The sequence below is a fragment of the Streptomyces sp. NPDC096013 genome (assembly GCF_044763565.1).
Taxonomy (GTDB): Bacteria; Actinomycetota; Actinomycetes; order Streptomycetales; family Streptomycetaceae; genus Streptomyces.
Genome location: NZ_JBIWGK010000014.1, coordinates 57,407 through 73,178, shown reverse-complemented (window position 1 = coordinate 73,178; position 15,772 = coordinate 57,407). Strand labels below are relative to the sequence as shown.

At 72.1% G+C, this 15,772-nt stretch carries 11 protein-coding genes; 7 read left to right on the top strand and 4 right to left on the bottom strand.

Going from position 1 to position 15,772, the window contains the following annotated elements; genetic code table 11:
* The 6 genes from ACIRB1_RS35900 (at position 1) to ACIRB1_RS35875 (ending at position 8,253) form a co-directional block, all read left to right on the top strand.
* Positions 1-2,025: an ATP-binding protein gene (locus ACIRB1_RS35900; RefSeq protein WP_403468433.1), complete on the top strand. Its 2,025-nt coding sequence runs from the start codon at positions 1-3 to the stop codon at positions 2,023-2,025.
* Between the two features lie 686 nt (positions 2,026-2,711).
* On the top strand, positions 2,712-4,292 hold the full coding sequence (locus ACIRB1_RS35895) for a PP2C family protein-serine/threonine phosphatase (RefSeq protein ID WP_403468523.1): 1,581 nt from the start codon (positions 2,712-2,714) through the stop codon (positions 4,290-4,292).
* Positions 4,289-5,383: a B12-binding domain-containing protein gene (locus ACIRB1_RS35890; protein ID WP_403468432.1), complete on the top strand. Its 1,095-nt coding sequence runs from the start codon at positions 4,289-4,291 to the stop codon at positions 5,381-5,383. Before ACIRB1_RS35895 ends, ACIRB1_RS35890 begins: the two co-directional genes overlap by 4 nt.
* Positions 5,380-5,808, top strand: a complete 429-nt coding sequence (locus ACIRB1_RS35885) for an STAS domain-containing protein (protein WP_352178691.1) — start codon at positions 5,380-5,382, stop codon at positions 5,806-5,808. Before ACIRB1_RS35890 ends, ACIRB1_RS35885 begins: the two co-directional genes overlap by 4 nt.
* Before the next feature lie 52 nt (positions 5,809-5,860).
* A complete protein-coding gene (locus tag ACIRB1_RS35880; RefSeq protein ID WP_352178690.1) occupies positions 5,861-6,355 on the top strand; it encodes a MarR family transcriptional regulator in 495 nt (164 codons plus the stop codon).
* Positions 6,356-6,687: 332 nt separating this feature from the next.
* Complete coding sequence (locus ACIRB1_RS35875) at positions 6,688-8,253, top strand: SDR family oxidoreductase (RefSeq protein WP_403468522.1); 1,566 nt, start codon at positions 6,688-6,690, stop codon at positions 8,251-8,253.
* Positions 8,254-8,304: 51 nt separating this feature from the next.
* On the opposite strand, the gene ACIRB1_RS35870 is transcribed toward ACIRB1_RS35875, so the two are convergent.
* The 3 genes from ACIRB1_RS35870 to rutA form a co-directional block, all read right to left on the bottom strand.
* Positions 8,305-8,943: an isochorismatase family protein gene (locus tag ACIRB1_RS35870; RefSeq protein ID WP_403468431.1), complete on the bottom strand. Its 639-nt coding sequence runs from the start codon at positions 8,941-8,943 to the stop codon at positions 8,305-8,307.
* Positions 8,940-10,460 carry an MFS transporter gene (locus ACIRB1_RS35865; RefSeq protein WP_403468430.1) on the bottom strand — a complete coding sequence of 507 codons (1,521 nt, stop codon included), beginning with the start codon at positions 10,458-10,460 and terminating at the stop codon, positions 8,940-8,942. The genes ACIRB1_RS35870 and ACIRB1_RS35865 overlap by 4 nt, the downstream gene beginning before the upstream one ends.
* A gap of 76 nt (positions 10,461-10,536) precedes the next feature.
* Positions 10,537-11,610 carry a pyrimidine utilization protein A gene (gene rutA / locus ACIRB1_RS35860; RefSeq protein ID WP_403468429.1) on the bottom strand — a complete coding sequence of 358 codons (1,074 nt, stop codon included), beginning with the start codon at positions 11,608-11,610 and terminating at the stop codon, positions 10,537-10,539.
* A 269-nt stretch (positions 11,611-11,879) separates the two neighbouring features.
* Here rutA and ACIRB1_RS35855 point away from each other — a divergent pair, with 269 nt between their 5' ends.
* The gene (locus tag ACIRB1_RS35855) at positions 11,880-14,816 is read left to right on the top strand and encodes a SpoIIE family protein phosphatase (protein WP_403468428.1); all 2,937 of its coding nucleotides are present in this window, start codon (positions 11,880-11,882) and stop codon (positions 14,814-14,816) included.
* A gap of 33 nt (positions 14,817-14,849) precedes the next feature.
* On the opposite strand, the gene ACIRB1_RS35850 is transcribed toward ACIRB1_RS35855, so the two are convergent.
* The gene (locus ACIRB1_RS35850; protein WP_403468427.1) at positions 14,850-15,728 is read right to left on the bottom strand and encodes a TauD/TfdA dioxygenase family protein; all 879 of its coding nucleotides are present in this window, start codon (positions 15,726-15,728) and stop codon (positions 14,850-14,852) included.
* Positions 15,729-15,772 lie beyond the last annotated feature (44 nt).

The window sequence follows — 15,772 nt, the reverse complement described above, 5'->3', positions numbered from 1 at the left end:
ATGACGACCAGCTTTGTCGGCCGTGAGAGCGAACTCGCCGCGGTCGAAACAGCGTTGACCAGGTATCGAACAGTCACCCTCACCGGCGGCGGCGGAGTAGGGAAGAGCCGTCTGGCGCTGCGCGCCGCGGAGGAGATCCGGGAGCGGTACGCCGACGGCGTCTGGTGGGTCGACCTGTCGAACCTCTACGACGACCGCCTCTTCACCGCGACGGTCTGCGACGCCGTGGATCTGCTGGACCACAATCCGCGTGCCCCGGTCGAGGCGCTGTGCGAGTGGCTGACCGGCCGGGACGTCCTGCTCGTCTTCGACTGCTGCGAGCGCGTGCTGTCCTCCTGCCACCTCCTGATCAGTGAACTCCTCGCCGCGGCACCGAAGTTGACGGTCCTCACCACCAGCAGACAGCCCCTCGGCGTCAGGGGCGAACACCGCATCGAGGTGTCCCCGCTCTCCACGGACGACGGCGGCAACGGCGCGGCGGACGCCGTCCGTCTGTTCCGCGAGCGCTGCGCCACGGCCGCCCCGGACGTGTCTCTCGACTCGCCCGGCTCCGCCGAGGTCATCTCCGACATCTGCCGGCGCCTGGAAGGGATCCCGCTCGCCGTCGAACTCGCCTGCGCGCGCCTGAGGGACAACAGCCTGACGGAGATCGCCGAGCGCCTCCGCTCACGGCTCGACACGCTCGTCGACGAGACGGTGTGGCCCCGGCGCCATCGCGCGCTGCGCACGGCGATCGGCTGGAGCCACGAACTGTGCTCCCCCCTCGAACGCCTGCTGTGGGCAAGGCTGTCCGTCTTCCGCGGCCCCCTCGAAGTGGCCGACGCCGAGTCCGTCTGCGCGGGCGGCCCGCTCGACGCCGACGACATCCCGCCCCTCCTCGACCGGCTGGTGGACCAGTCCGTCCTCCAGCAGACGGGCACCCGCTACCGCATGCTCGACACACTGTGCGAGTACGGCGCCATGTGGCTCGCGGAACTGGGTGAGGCGGACGTCCTCGTCCAGCGCCACGCCGCGCACTTCGCGACCGTGCTGGCCGACTCCGAGGCCGGCTGGCTCAGCGACCAGCAGGTCTCCTGGTACGGGCGGATCTCGGCGAGCCACAGCGACGTACGCGCCGCGCTCGACCACCTCATCGAGGTCGACCCCGACGCGGCCGTCGAGATGGCCGGCCGCACGGGTCTGTTCTGGCCCTGCTGCGGACACCTCCACGAGTCCCGCGACTACCTCGAACGCGTCCTCGCCCTCGACACCCCCAAAGGCCCGTCCCACACCCGCGCCCTCTGGGCCCTCGGCATCACGCTCACCCTCCAGGGCGACCACCGCAGCGCCCTCCGCATCGGGGAGGAGTGCGCCGCCGCCGCACACGCGGACGGCACCCCGCAGTCCGAACTCTTCGCCGCCCACACCCTCGGCCTGACCCACCTCATGGCCGGCCGCCCCCAGGCCGCGTACGACGTGTGCGACCACGCCCTGATCGCCCACGGCACCTCGCCGCCCTCGGGCGCGCCGCAGCTGTGCTGCATGGTGATCCGCACCTTCGCCCACTCCGCGCTGGGCCGGCTGTCCGAGGCCTACGAAGCGGCCATAGCCCTGCGCCGCCTCAGCGTCCGGTACGGCGAGCACTGGGCCCGGTCGTACGCGTTCCACCAACTGGCGTTCATAGACCTCCTCCAGGGGCGTGCGAACGACGCCGAGCGACACGCCCGGGCCATGCTCGCCTGCAAGCACAACCTCAACGACAACCTCGGCATCGCCCTCGCCCTCGACCTCCTCACCGGAGCGAACGCGGTCCAGGGCAACGGCATCGCCGCCGCGCGCACCTCCGGCACCGGAAACACGTTCTGGCGCATGCTCGGCCACCCGAACCACGGCACACCGGAGCTCTCCGAGGTTCGCGACGAATGGGAGCTGCAAGCCCGCAAGGCGGTCGGCGACGACGCCTACGAGAAGGCCTTCCGCAACGCCCTGAACCACGACGCCGAATACAGCCTCGCCCTCGTGATGCACGGCCCGCTCCCTTCCTGACCGTCGACTGCACGGTCGGGAGGGGCGGACGGCAGCCGGCCGCCGCGCCCGCGGGCAGCGGTCAGTGCCGTTGCCCGGGCGAGGCCGACGGCCGCCGCCGTGGTGCCGTAGAACAGCGCCGCGGCACGCTGTGCGTCAACGCGGCGCTGAGAGCGTCCGCCATCAGGAGTCGCACGATGGTGTTCTCCGCGCGGCGCGGCGCCCGCCGGACGAGGGAGCGCGCCATGAGGGTCCGCCGGTTTCGTACGAGCGACCCGGGGAACTCGGGATGGGCGAGGTGTACCGAATCGGCGTCCCGCTCGACGAGATCGGCCCACCCGGCCGAACCCGGGGCCTGACGCCCTGCGACCGGCGCCGGAGCGGGCGAAGTCGCAGGTCACGGGCGCCTTCCGGAAGGAGTCCGGTGTTGCGCTGGCGCGTCGAACGAGTGAGTCCGTCGGGCCACTTCGGCGACGCCACTCCGGGCTCGCCACGGCGCGCCGTGTACCCGGTCACCCGCCCCGGCGAGACGGGGGGCTGGTTGCGGGGGAGGCGGGATGTGCGGGATGGTTGCCTGACGGCAACGTTTCTACGAGTGGATGAGGTGAGGGATTCGCCCAGCGAGTCCTCGACTTTTGGCCCTGACCCAAGCCCAGACCGACGCCACACCGTACGGCTCTCTATGGGATCACGCGCCCTACCCGGCCCTGGTGGTCGACACCGAGGGCACGATCGTCCTGCGCAACTCCGCCGCCGGCGCGCTGCTGCCCGCGGCCCGGCCGGGAGCACGGTTCGCGGAGACGGCTCCCGCCTGGCTGTCGGCGGCGCACCCCGCGGTGCGGCTGCCCGGCCCACGGTCGGAGCGGACGGCGGGCGCACCGGTCTCGGGCCTGATCGGCGACTGCGTCTTCGAGGCGCATCCGAGCCTGCGGGGCGACGGCACGGTGGTGTGGTGGCTGGCCGACGACACCGATCATCAGCTGGCGCGGGAAGCCCTGCGCACGGAGCGTGAGCGGACGTCGTTCCTGGCGACCGCGTCCAGCACCTTGCTGTCCTCCCTGAACCTGGGGCGCTGCATGGACGCGACCGCACAGCTGGCGGCCGAGCACCTCGCCGACGCGGCGCTGGTGATCTCGCCGATGCGCGGGTTGCGGCTGCCGGTGGTCTCCTGTGTACGCGGTGACGGCCCGGTCTCCTCCGACGCGCCCGCGACCCCGGAGGACGTGCCGGGTCTCGCGGAGGCGCTGCGCGGCTTCCCGCCCGTACCCTCCCGCTGGATCGATCCCGCCACCGCCCCGGACTGGATGGTGCCCGCGGGCTTCGGTCCGGTCGGTTCGATAGTCATCACTCCCCTGCCCGGCCACGGTGTCGCGGCCGGCGCACTCGTCCTGCTGCGCCGTTCGGACACCGCGCTGTTCACGGAGGGCGAGGAGGTCTTCGCGCGGCTGTTCGCGGCTCGCGCGGGGGCCGCGATGTCGGCCGCCCGTCTCTACGCGGAGCAGTCGTCGATCACCGAGGTACTGATGCGGGAGCTGCTTCCCCCGTCGCTGCACCAGGTCTCAGGGGTGGACTTCGCCGGCGGCTACCGGCCGTCCGCGGACCACGAACGGGTCGGCGGGGACTTCTACGACGTGCACCCGGCCGCGGTCGAGGGCGAGGCATCGCTGGTCACGCTCGGGGACGTGTGCGGCAAGGGGCTGGAGGCGGCCGTCCTCACGGGGAAGATCCGCAACACCCTGCACGCGCTGCTTCCCATGGCCGACGACCACCAGCGGATGATCAGCCTGCTGAACACGGCGCTGCTCAACTCGCACACCACCCGCTTCGCGACCCTGGTCCTGGCCTCCGCGGTGCGCAGGGGCAGCACGGTGAGCCTGCGGCTGACCAGCGCCGGGCATCCGAGCCCGTTGATCCTCCGCTCGGACGGCACGGTCGAGGAGGCCGACACGCGCGGCACCCTGGTCGGCGCGATCCCCGACGCCATCGCCCGCACCACGGACCTCACGCTTGCGCCCGGCGAGTCCTGTGTCCTGTACACGGACGGTGTCACCGAAGCGAAGGGCGGCCCGCTGGGCAACACGCAGTTCGGCGAGGAACGCCTCCAGCGTGCCCTGTCGGAGTGCGTGGGCATGCCGTCCGAGAGCATCGTGGAACGCATCCAGATGCTCGCCTCCCAGTGGGTCGGCGCAGGACACCACGACGACATGGCCGTCGTGGTGATCTCGGCGCCCCGGACGCACCACCTCAGTGCGGTGAACGGCCATACTCGGGGCAGGTTCACCGCATGAGCACCCGTACCGAGCAACGCGTTCCCGTCGGTCCCTCGGCCGAGCATCGCGCGGATGAGCTGTGGGAGGCCGTCCTCGCGGCCGACGAGTACACGGCCACCTCCGTGGTGCTGGGCGCGCTGGAGGACGGCGTCCCGCCCGAGGACGTCCTGCTGGGCATGATCGCTCCGGTGCAGCGCAGGGTCGGCCAGGAGTGGGCCGCCAACCGCATCAACGTGGCCCAGGAACACGCCGCGACGGCCATCAACGAGCGGGCCGTCGCGGCCCTTTCGCTGCACCCCGCCGCCCGCACCACTCCCACGCGCGGCGGGATCACGGTGGCCTGCGTCGACGGCGAGTGGCACGCGCTGCCCGCCCGTCTGCTGGCCGAGGTCCTGAAACTGCGCGGCTGGCGCGTGGACTACCTCGGCGCCCAGGTGCCCGCCCCGCACCTCATCACCCATCTGCACCGCGCCGATGCCGACGCGGTCGCCCTCTCCAGCTCGATCGCGACCCGGCTGCCCACGGCGCACGCCGCGATCACCGCCTGCCAGGCCGTCGGGGTGCCCGTTCTCGTCGGCGGCGCGGCCTTCGGACCCGACGGGCGCTACGCCCGTCTGCTCGGTGCCGACGCCTGGGCGCCCGACGCCGGTGCCGCGGCCGACCGGCTCGCCGATGGTCCGCTGTGCCGCCCGCACCCCGACCACCAGCAGATCGACGACCTGCCGCATCTGGCCGACCAGGAGTACACCGTGGTCGCCCGCAGCAGCACCTCTCTCGTGCGCACCGCCCTCGCGGGCCTGGAGGACGCGTTCCCCGCCATGCGCACCTACGACGGCCCACAGCGGGAGCGTGTGGCGGAGGACCTCGCCCACATCGTGGATTTCCTCGCCACCGCCCTGTACGTCGACGACACGGACCTCTTCACCGGGTTCATCACCTGGACCGCGCAGATCCTCACCGCCCGCGGTGTGCCCGCGCGCAGCCTGCCGCCGACGCTGGACATCCTGGCCCGCGAGCTCAAGGACTTCCCGCGGGCCACCCGCATCCTCGAACACGGCGCCACCGCGCTCGGTCCCGTTCACCGCATCACCGCCAGGAATCCCGCATGACCACGACGCCCCCCGCCCATCTGCGCCTGACCACGGTCGACACCGAGACCACGGTCCGTATCGAACTGCACGGCGATCTCGACTACGACAACGCCGACCGCCTCATGACCACGGTGAGCGGGAAGCTCGCCGCGCACCCGCGCCTGCATGATCTGCACCTGCACTGCGGCGGCCTGGACGTCGTCGACTCCATCGGCCTGTCCGTCCTGCTGATGATCCGCCGCAGGACCAGCGAGGCCGGCGTCCGCCTGCACCTCGACGCCCGTAGCGAGAAACTGGAACGGCTCCTGACCGTCACGGGTACGCTGGAGCACCTGACGGCGCCGCCCCACGGCGTCACGGACTCCGCCCGCAGCACCGCGAAGACCTCCCTGCCGGGCAGGGGACCGTCGGCTCGCCCCACCGGACCGGACAGCACCACCTGACGCCATGCCCCCACCGGGCATGCACGAGTGCCAGAAACGGACGGGGACGCCCATGCCACCACAAGACCTCGTCCCGGGCACGCTCTCCCACGACGCCGCCCGGTCCGCCGGTGGCGTGGTCGAGCTTCTCGACGTGCTGTGGCAACGCGCGAGGGAGTCCACGCCTGCTCCCGCGTCCGTCTCGCAACTGCGTCTGATGTACGTCGTCGACCGTGCCGGCGCGATCCGTATGCGGGCCCTGTGCGGACGGCTCGCCACCGCGCCTCCCTCCGTCACCCGCATGTGCGACCGCCTCCAGGCCATCGGCTTCCTGGAACGGCTGCCGTGCCCCGACAGCGGGCGCGAGGTCACTCTCCGGCTGACCCCGGCGGGGCAGGCCCACATGGGCCGTATCCGCGAGGAGCGCGAGGAGATGCTCCACCAGGCGATCGACGGCATGTCCCAGGCCGATCGGCATGCGTTGGCCAAGGGACTCGCCGGCCTCCACGCCCAGCTCACCGCGACCGCCGACGAGCACAGCGGTTCCGGCGGTGTCTCCGCGGCCTGACCCGTCCACCGCCGGGGAGACGAAGCCGGGAACACGAAGCCTCGGTGCATCCGGCAGTGCGTCTCCCCGCGAAGAGGCAGTGCGGTCCGGTGACCTCCGGACCGACGGTGCACGACCCGAACGAGGGACCCGCGCCCGGAGGCGTGGCCGGGGTGTCGGCGCGACCGGGTGGTGCGGCCTCCGCCGATCCGCCCCGGCCCGCGTCGCCGCGACGGGCACGGCCGGGCCGTTGCGGTCATGATCGGACGACGGGGGCACCGACGGCACACGAAGCGCGTGGAGGCACCATCGTGAACACGGACGACCAGCGGAACGCGCCGAACACCGCGGAGGTGCGCGGGGGCCACGATTCCGAGGGGCTGCACTGCCTGGTCACCGGAGCGTCCGGCTACATCGGCGGGCGCCTGGTGCCGGAGCTGCTGGAGGCCGGCCACCGCGTCCGGTGTCTGGCCCGCTCGCCGGACAAACTCCGTGACCACCCCTGGGCCGGCTCCGTCGAGTCGGTCCGCGGGGACGTCACCGACCCCGACTCGGTCGCCGGGGCCCTGCGGGGCATCGACGTCGCGTACTACCTGGTGCACTCCCTCGGGTCCGGCTCCGGGTTCGAGGAGACGGACCGGCGGGCCGCGCGCGTGTTCGCCGAGCAGGCACAGGCCGCCGGTGTGCGGCGGATCGTCTACCTCGGCGGGCTCACCCCGAGAGGTGTGCCGGAGGACTCGCTGTCCGCGCATCTGCGGTCGCGGACCGAGGTCGGGCGCATTTTCCTGGACGCCCCGGTGCCCGCCACCGTGCTGCGGGCCGGGGTCGTCATCGGCTCGGGGTCCGCCTCCTTCGAGATGCTGCGCTATCTCACCGAGCGACTGCCGGTGATGGTCACCCCGAGCTGGGTCCACACGCGCACCCAGCCCATCGGGGTGCGGGACGTACTGCGCTATCTGGTCGGCTCCGCCACGATGCCGGACGACGTGAACCGCACGTTCGACATCGGCGGCCCGGACGTCGTCACCTACCGCGAGATGATGTGCCGCTACGCCGTCGTCGCGGGCCTGCCCCGCCGGCTCATCGTGCCGGTCCCGGTGCTCACCCCGAGGCTGTCCAGTCACTGGGTCGGTCTCGTCACCCCCGTGCCCGCCTCCATCGCCCGTCCGCTCACGGAGTCGCTGCGCCACGAGGTCGTGTGCCACGAGCACGACATCGCCCGGTACGTGCCCGACGCGCCGGGGCGCCCGCTGCCGTTCGAGGAGGCGCTCTCCCTGGCGCTGCGCCGGGTGCGGGAGGCGCAGGTCGTCACGCGCTGGTCGTCCGCCGCCGTGCCGGGGGCGCCCAGCGATCCGCTGCCCACCGACCCGGACTGGGCGGGCGGCAGCCTCTACGAGGACGAGCGGCAGCAGTCGGTCGATGCGTCGACGCGGGCGCTGTGGAAGGTGATCGAGGGGATCGGTGGCGACAACGGCTGGTACTCCTTCCCGCTCGCCTGGGCGGTCCGGGGCTGGATGGACCGCTTCGTCGGCGGCGTCGGACTGCGTCGCGGACGGCGTGACGCCGAGCATCTGAGGGTCGGCGACTCCCTGGACTTCTGGCGGGTCGAGGCGATCACGCCCGGACAACTGCTGCGGCTGCGGGCCGAGATGAGGCTGCCCGGCCTCGCCTGGCTGGAGATGTACGCGGAGACGGCGGACGACGGCCGCACCCGGTACCGCCAGCGCGCCCTGTTCCACCCGCGCGGACTGCTGGGCCACATCTACTGGTGGTCCGTCTCCCCCTTCCACGCGGTCGTCTTCGGCGGCATGGCCCGCAACATCACTCAGGCCGCGGCCCAGGGCACCACCGGACGACGGCGTACGTCCCGCCGCGGTCGGCTCCGACACCCCCGCCGTGCGCCGGAATCCCCGGCGTAGACCGCGCACCCCGTCACGGCGCTGTCTTTTTGAGGGCTCGGGCACCGGCGCTCAGCCGGGCGGGGAGGTGAGGTACTCCTGAACCCGGCCGAGCGGCCAGACCTCGCCGATCTTGTGCCTGATGTCGAAGAGGTTCGCCGCGTGGACGTCCGGGTCGCGGTCGCCGACGGCCTCCTCGACGACGATCGGTACGAATCCGTGCTGCATGGCGTCCAGCGCGGTGGCGCGGACGCAGCCGCTGGTGGACAGTCCGCCGATGATCAGGGTGTCGACGCCGTGGGCGGTGAGGTGGGCAACCAGGGCGGTGTCGTGGAAGGCGCTCGGGGACTGCTTCGTCACGGCCAGCTCGTCCGGCGCCGGGGCGAGACCGTCGATGAACGCGCTGAAGGGGCTGTCCTCCGCGAACGCCCGTAAGGCGGGCACCTTGCGCAGGAAGAGGCCGCCGTCGCTGCCGTCCGCGCGCAGCAGCACCCGCGTGACGATCACAGGAATCCCGGCCCGGCGTGCGTCGGCCAGCAGGAGCCGCATCGCGTCGGCCGCCTGCTCGACACCGGCGTAGAGCGGGCAGCCGGGGTCCACGTAGGCACGGGCCGGGTCCACCAGGAGCAGCGCCGGGGAGGTGCCCGGGGTGAGGTGCCCGTCGAACCCGGCGCGCTCGTAGTCCTCCTGCGGGGAACGGGAACCAGTCATGGCGACGCCTTTCGTGAAGTGGCGGGCTCCGGACGGCCGTTCGCGGCGGAACGGACATCCGCGCTGTCGGCGGTACGGGCCGTCCGCAGCGAAGTCGGCAGTGCCAGGCACACCGCTCCCCCGATCACGGTGATGCCCGTGAGGACGAACCCCGTGACGCGGATGTTGGCGACGAAGCGGTGCAGTTCGCCGGACGCGAGGACGTTCAGTGTGCCGTCGTAGGCGGCCCGGCGGGCCGGTTCGCTGAGGCCTGTCGTCGTGAAGGCGAGGGCGAGGGCCGTGCTGAGGAGGTAGCCGACGTTCTGGGTGGTGGAGCGCAGGCCGTTGGCCATGCCGCGTCGGTCGGCCGGGGCGCTCAGCATCAGCGCGCTCGTGCTGGGCGTCATGAACAGTCCGGTGCCTGCCCCGACGAGGAAGAGGAAGGGGGCCACGGTCCAGAAGGGGACCGCCGTCGTCGAGAGGGTCAGGGAGAAGCCCAGCAGGCCGCACGCCGTCGTCGCCATGCCCGTCGTCGTCAGCGCTCGCGGGGTGAAGCGGTCGAAGAGGGAACCGGCGGCGGCCGAGGTGATGAGCGTCCCGGCCGCGACCGGTGTCACCAGCACCCCCGCCTCCAGGGACGACGCCCCGCCGACCGCCTGCTCGTGCAACGACGCCAGGAGTACGACGGCGTAGCTGCCGACCGCGCCGGCGAGTACGGCCGCGAGCACGAGGGCGATCGCGCGGGTGCGGAGCAGCGCGACGTCGACCAGCGGGTGTGCGCGCCGCGCCTGGAGGATGACGAACGCCGTGAACAGTGCGGCGGTCGCTCCGCCGCAGGCCCACGGCAGCCAGTCGGCGACACCCGCCGTGACCCCGGGTGTCAGGGTGAGGACCAGGGTGGTCAGCATCGCCGTGGACAGGAGCGCGCCCGGCAGGTCGAACGGTTCACGGGTCCCGGCGTCGCGCTTCCTGTGTGCCGGAACCGCCAGCACCGACGCGCCGATCGCGATCAGCCCTATCGGCACGCAGACGATGAACAGGCCACGCCAGCCGAGGAGTTGGGTGGCCGCGCCGCCTACGACCGGACCGGCGACCTGGGCCGTCGCCGCCACCGTGACGTTCCAGCCGAGGGCCCTGCCCAGGGTGCGTACGGGGAACACGTCGGTCAGCAGGGCCGTGTTGTTGGTGATCACGGCGGCGGCACCGACGCCCTGCACGATCCGTGCCGCGATCAGGAAACCCGCCGAAGGGGAGAGCGCCGCGAGCCCGGTCCCGGCGGTGAAGACGACGAGCCCGGTGAGATACAGGCTGCGGCGGCCCACGATGTCGGCGAGCCGGCCGAAGACGAGGATCAGCGCGGTGGTGACCAGCATGTAGCCGAGCAGGATCCAGTCGGCCTGCCCGGGGTCGGCCCCCAACTCCCGTGTGATCGTGGGCAGCGCGACGGCGAGCCCGCTCATGTTCAGGAACACGGCGACCACTCCGACCGCCGTGGCGGCGAACACCCGCCACGGCCCGCGCACGGCACGCCCGGTCATCGGCGCATCCCGTCAGGACCGCCGAGAACCGCCACGCCGACCCGCTCCCGCACCCGCTCCCCCTCGCGGCCCGCCGTCACCGCGACTGCGAACGCGACTTCATCAGCGGCTGGATCCGCGTGCCGAAGTTCTCCAGCCCGACGAGGAAGTCGTCGAAGACGAGCATGATCCCCTTGGTGCCCTCGACCTCGGCGACCTCGTCCAGCATCTTCGCGACGGTCTCGTAGGAGCCGACGAGCGTGCCCATGTTCAGGTTGACCGCGCCCTCGGGCAGCACGATGGTGCGGGCGGTGGAGGTGTCGTCGGCGGTGGTGTCGGTGGCGGATTCGCCGGCCATGTACGCCAGCGCGGCCAGGTCGGCGTTGTCGTGGTAGTCCTGCCAGGTCGCCTGGGCGGCCTCGTCCGTCTCGTCGGCGATGACCATGAAGAGGGAGAGCGCGCCGACGTCCCGGCCGGTCCCGGCCGCCGCGTCGACGAGCGTGGCGGTGGTGTCCGACAGGGCGAGGGGGGTGTTGACACCGCTGCCGAGGATGAAGTTGTACTCGGCGTGTTCGGCGGCGAACCGGATGCCGGTGTTGCTCTGTCCGGCGGCGACGATGTCGATGTGCCCGTCCGCCGGGCGGGGTGAGAGCACGCAGTCGTCCATCTCGTAGAACTCGCCCTTGAAGTTGCTGACGCCCTCGCTCCACAGCTCCTTCATCACGGTGACGTACTCGGCGGCGCGGGCATAGCGGTTGCCGAAGTGGGCGTCGCCGGGCCAGAGGCTCATCTGGGAGTACTCGCCGGGGGCCCAGCCGGTGACGATGTTGATGCCGAAGCGGCCGGGGGCGATCGAGTCGATGGTCGCGGCCATGCGCGCCACGATCGCCGGGGGCAGGACGAGGATCGGGGTGGAGGCGTAGAGCTTGATCCGTTCCGTGACGGCGGCCAGGCCTGCCATCAGCGTGAACGACTCCAGGTTGTGGTCCCAGAACTCGGTCTCGCCGCCGAAGCCCTTGAGCTTGATCATCGACAGGGCGAAGTCGAGTCCGTGCTCCTCGGCCTTCTGCACGATCGCCTTGTTCAGCTCGAAGCTCGGCAGGTACTGGGGTGAACTCTTCGATATCAGCCAGCCGTTGTTGCCGATGGGGATGAAGACGCCGATGTCCATGCCGCTCCTCGTGAACGAGTGGGGGTCGTGCGGGGGTGAACCTGACGGGGTGACAACGTGGGGACGTGATCAAGGGGTTCCATACCCTGATCGCGACCTCCCGTTCCTCCGGATGCCGAGTATTGTCACCGGAGGGAACACCAGTGGACCTCCGACACAACTCGCGCTGGAATGCTCGCAGTTGAGAGCCGTGTGCGGTGATCGGGGACGCAGGTGTGAGTCCTGCGAAGCACGGCGTCGTCTGAGGCGGGAACGGTAAAATTCACGGTATGAACGCGCGTCTGGCACTGCTCGCCGCCGTCGACCCCGGTGTCACCGAGAGCGAGGTCTTCCGGCTGGCGCTCCAGCACGCGGTCGCCGAGCTGGGTGCCCTGGGCGGTGCGATTCATCTGCGCGGCCCGATGTCCGCGCTGCGGCTGGTGTCGTCGACCGGTCTGCCGCCCGCCCTGGCCCGCCCGTGGGAGATCATCGACCAGGAGGGTCCTACGGCCCCGGCCCGCGCGCTGCACCACGGCGGCGGCGTGTGGGTGCCGGTGCGGTCCGCGTCCGCGGGCCAGGTCCCGGCCTGGCCCGGCACTGGTCTGGCCGCCGTGCCGCTGTCCGGCGGGGACCGCAGGATCGGGACGCTCACGGTTCTCATGGGGGATGAGGGCGAGCCCACCGCGGAGCGGTGGACGTTCCTGCGGGACCTGGCCGCCTGGACCGAGGAGCGCATGCGCCAGGCGCCGCCGCCCTCGCGTCCCTTCCACCCTGAGCCCGGCGGCAACCGCGACCGGCTCCGGCAGGCTCTGAAGGAGGTCAGTGTCGGCTCGTGGGACTGGGACATCCGCGGCGGCGAGCTGATCTGGGACGAGGCGGCCCTGGAGCTCTACGGCACCAGACCTGAGGACTACACCGCCAGGGTCGAGAACTGGATGGCGTGCGTCCACCCCGACGACCTGGCGCCGACGCTGGACGCGGTGGACCGCGCGATCCGCGAGCACGGCGTGTTCGAGGCCGAGTACCGGGTCCGGCGCCTGGACGGCACGTACGGCTGGACGCGGGCCCGCGGGAGGGCGACCTACGACGAGCACGGCGAACCCCTCCGGATGATCGGCGTGGGCTGGGAGAGCGACGAGTCCCGGACCGCCCGCGACGCGCTGAGCCGCGCCCTGCGCCATATGAGCGACGGCTTCCTCGCGGTGGACGACGAGTGGCGGATCACCTTCGCCAACCTGGAGGCGGAGCGCACGCTGGGCCTCTCCGAGGAGGAGCTGTTCGGGCGCCTGCTGTGGGAGCTGCCCTCGGCCCGTGAGGTCCCCGGACTGGAGGACCGCTGCCGGAAGGCCGCCGCCGAGGAGAAGCCGGTCGGTTTCGACGCGCGGGTGGGCGACACCGGCCGCCGCTACCACTTGCGGGTGGTCCCGGGCCCCGACGGCGTCACCCTCTACTTCACCGATGTCACCGAGAAGCGGCAGCACGAGGAGGAGCGGCGGGCGTCCGAGCGTTCCGCCGCCCGGCGTGCCGCCCGTATCGCGGAGTTGACGGCGGCTCTCGCCAAGGCGACGACCTCGAAGGACGTGGTGGCCGCGGTCGCCCGCCGGGTGCTGCCGCCGTTCGCCGCCACCGGGCTCCTGGTGCAGGCCATCGAGGGCGACCGGCTGTACAACGTGGGGGCCGACGGCTACCCGGAGGACTTCCTGACGGCCGTCGAGGGCCGCCCCCGGGTGCCCGGCGACCCGTCCTGGGACGTGGTCGCGTCCGGTCTGCCGATGTTCCTCTCCTCGGTCGACGATTACACCGCCCGCTACCCCGACCTGGCGGGCAGACCGGCCCGGGCCGGGAAGCAGGCGTGGGCGTTCCTCCCGCTGACGGCGTCCGGGAAGACCTTCGGCGTCTGCGTCGTCGCCTTCGACCGGGCCCGGCGCCTCACCGACGAGGAACGCACGCTGCTGACCACGATCAGCGCCCTCGTCGCCCAGGCCCTGGAGCGGGCCCGGCTCTACGACGCCGAGCACACCCGGTCCCGCGAGCTCCAGCGCAGCCTGCTCCCCCGCGCCCTGCCCGACGTGCCGGCGTGCACCGCGGCGGCCCGCTACCTGCCCGCGGGCCAGGGCATGGACGTGGGCGGCGACTGGTACGACGTCATCCCGCTCTCGGGCGGTCAGGTGGCCCTGGTGGTGGGCGACGTCATGGGCCACGGCCTCCCGGAGGCGGCGACGATGGGCCGCCTGCGCACCGCGCTGCACACCCTCGCCGACCTGGAGCTGCCGCCCGACGAGATCATGAGCCACCTGAACGACCTCGTCGCCGGCATGGGCGAGGAGTCGTACGTGACCTGTCTGTACGCGCTCTACGACTCGACGACCCAGATCTGTTCCATCGCCGGGGCCGGTCATCCGCCACCGGCGGTGGTGTACCCGGACGGCACCGTGCACTTCCCCGAACTGTCGGCCGATCCGCCTCTCGGTGCGGCTGAACCGCCTTTCGAGACGGTCGAGTTGAAGGTGCCGGAGGGCAGTCTGCTGGTGCTGTACACCGACGGTCTCGTGGAGTCGTCGAAGCGCGAGATGAACGAGGGCATGGCCGACCTGGCCCGGCTCCTCCGTACGGCGTACCGCACGGAGTCCGGTGGGGAGGCCGACCTGGAGCAGCTCTGCGACACCCTCACCGAGGGGCTGCTGCCCGCCGAGCACCCGACGGCCGACGACGCCGCTCTGCTCGTGGCCCGGCTGCACGCCCTGACCGGGGACAGGATCGCCTCCTGGCCGCTGCCCGAGGACCCGCGAGCGGCAGGCCAGGCCCGCCGCCATGTCCGCGAACAGCTGCGCACCTGGGGCCTGGAGGACCTGACCCCGACCACGGAACTCCTCGCGAGCGAGCTGGTCGGCAACGTCGTACGCCATGCGAAGGGCCCGGTCAGCCTGCGGCTGCTGCACGGCGCCGAGCTGATCTGCGAGGTCTTCGACGGCAGCCTGACGATGCCCCGCATCCGCCGCGCCACGGACACCGACGAGGGCGGTCGCGGTCTCCAGCTGGTCACGGCCCTGACCCAGCGCTGGGGCACCCGTTACACGCCGACGGGCAAGTGCATCTGGACGGAGCAGTCGCTCACCGGCCCCGGAGCCCGGCCCGAACTCCCGGACGAGGCGCTGGAGTTGATGTTCCCGGACGCGGCGGACTTCACCGGGGACCTCGACTCCCTGCCGTTCGGGGAAGACGACTGAACCGTCCGGGGACGAGCACCGAGGTGCACGGGGTCAGGCGTGCAGGCGGCTGCCGTCGACCGCGATGCGGCGGCCCTCCCGGGTGTGCGGGAAGTAGTCCCAGACGGCGTGGTGTTGGACGCTGCGGTTGTCCCAGAGGACGAGGGTGCGCTCCTGCCAGCGGACCCGGCAGTGCAGCATCGGGGTGCGGGCGATGTGCGCGTACAGCATGCCGAGGAGTGCGTCGCTCTCGGGGCGGGACAGCTGGGTGATGTGCGAGGTGTAGGGGGCGTTGACGAACAGCAGCTTGCGGTCGGTCTCGGGGTGGCGGACGACGACGGGCTGTTCGGTGCGCGGCACCTCGTACTCGGGCGGCGGGGTCTGTCCTGCGGCGGTCCAGGGCAGGGCGCCGTCATGGAGGGCGGTGAGGGTTCCGAGGAAGGCCTGCATCGCCGGGGAGAGCAGTTCGTAGGCGAGGTGCATGTTGGCGAAGACGGTGTCGCCGCCGCTGCCGCCCTCGGGGATGGTGGTGATGTAGAGCAGTGAGCCGAGGGAGGGTTCGGGGTCGGCGGTGCCGTCGGAGTGCCAGCCGTTGCCGGCCACCGCCCGGGACTCCTTGGTCGCCTTGATCTCCAGGATGTACGGGTCGGACCCCTCGGGGGCGAGGGCCACCGGGTGCAGTTCGCCGAAGACGCCCGCGAACCGCTTGTGTTCCTCGGGGGTGATGTCCTGGTCGCGGAAGACGAGGACGTGGTGGGTCTGGAACGCGTGCTTGAGTTCCTTCTCCTGCTGGGGCGTCAGCTCCTGGGACAGGTCGAGGCCGCTGACCTCCGCGCCGAGCACCGGGGTGATCGGCGCGACGGACAGGGTCTCGTAGGGCTCGGCGGGACGGGTGGTGAGCCGCTCGACGGCCTTGAGCGCGTAGTCCTCCATGAGGGACCTCCAGGGTGTGTCGGTGTGGGGTGGGGGGTGAGCTG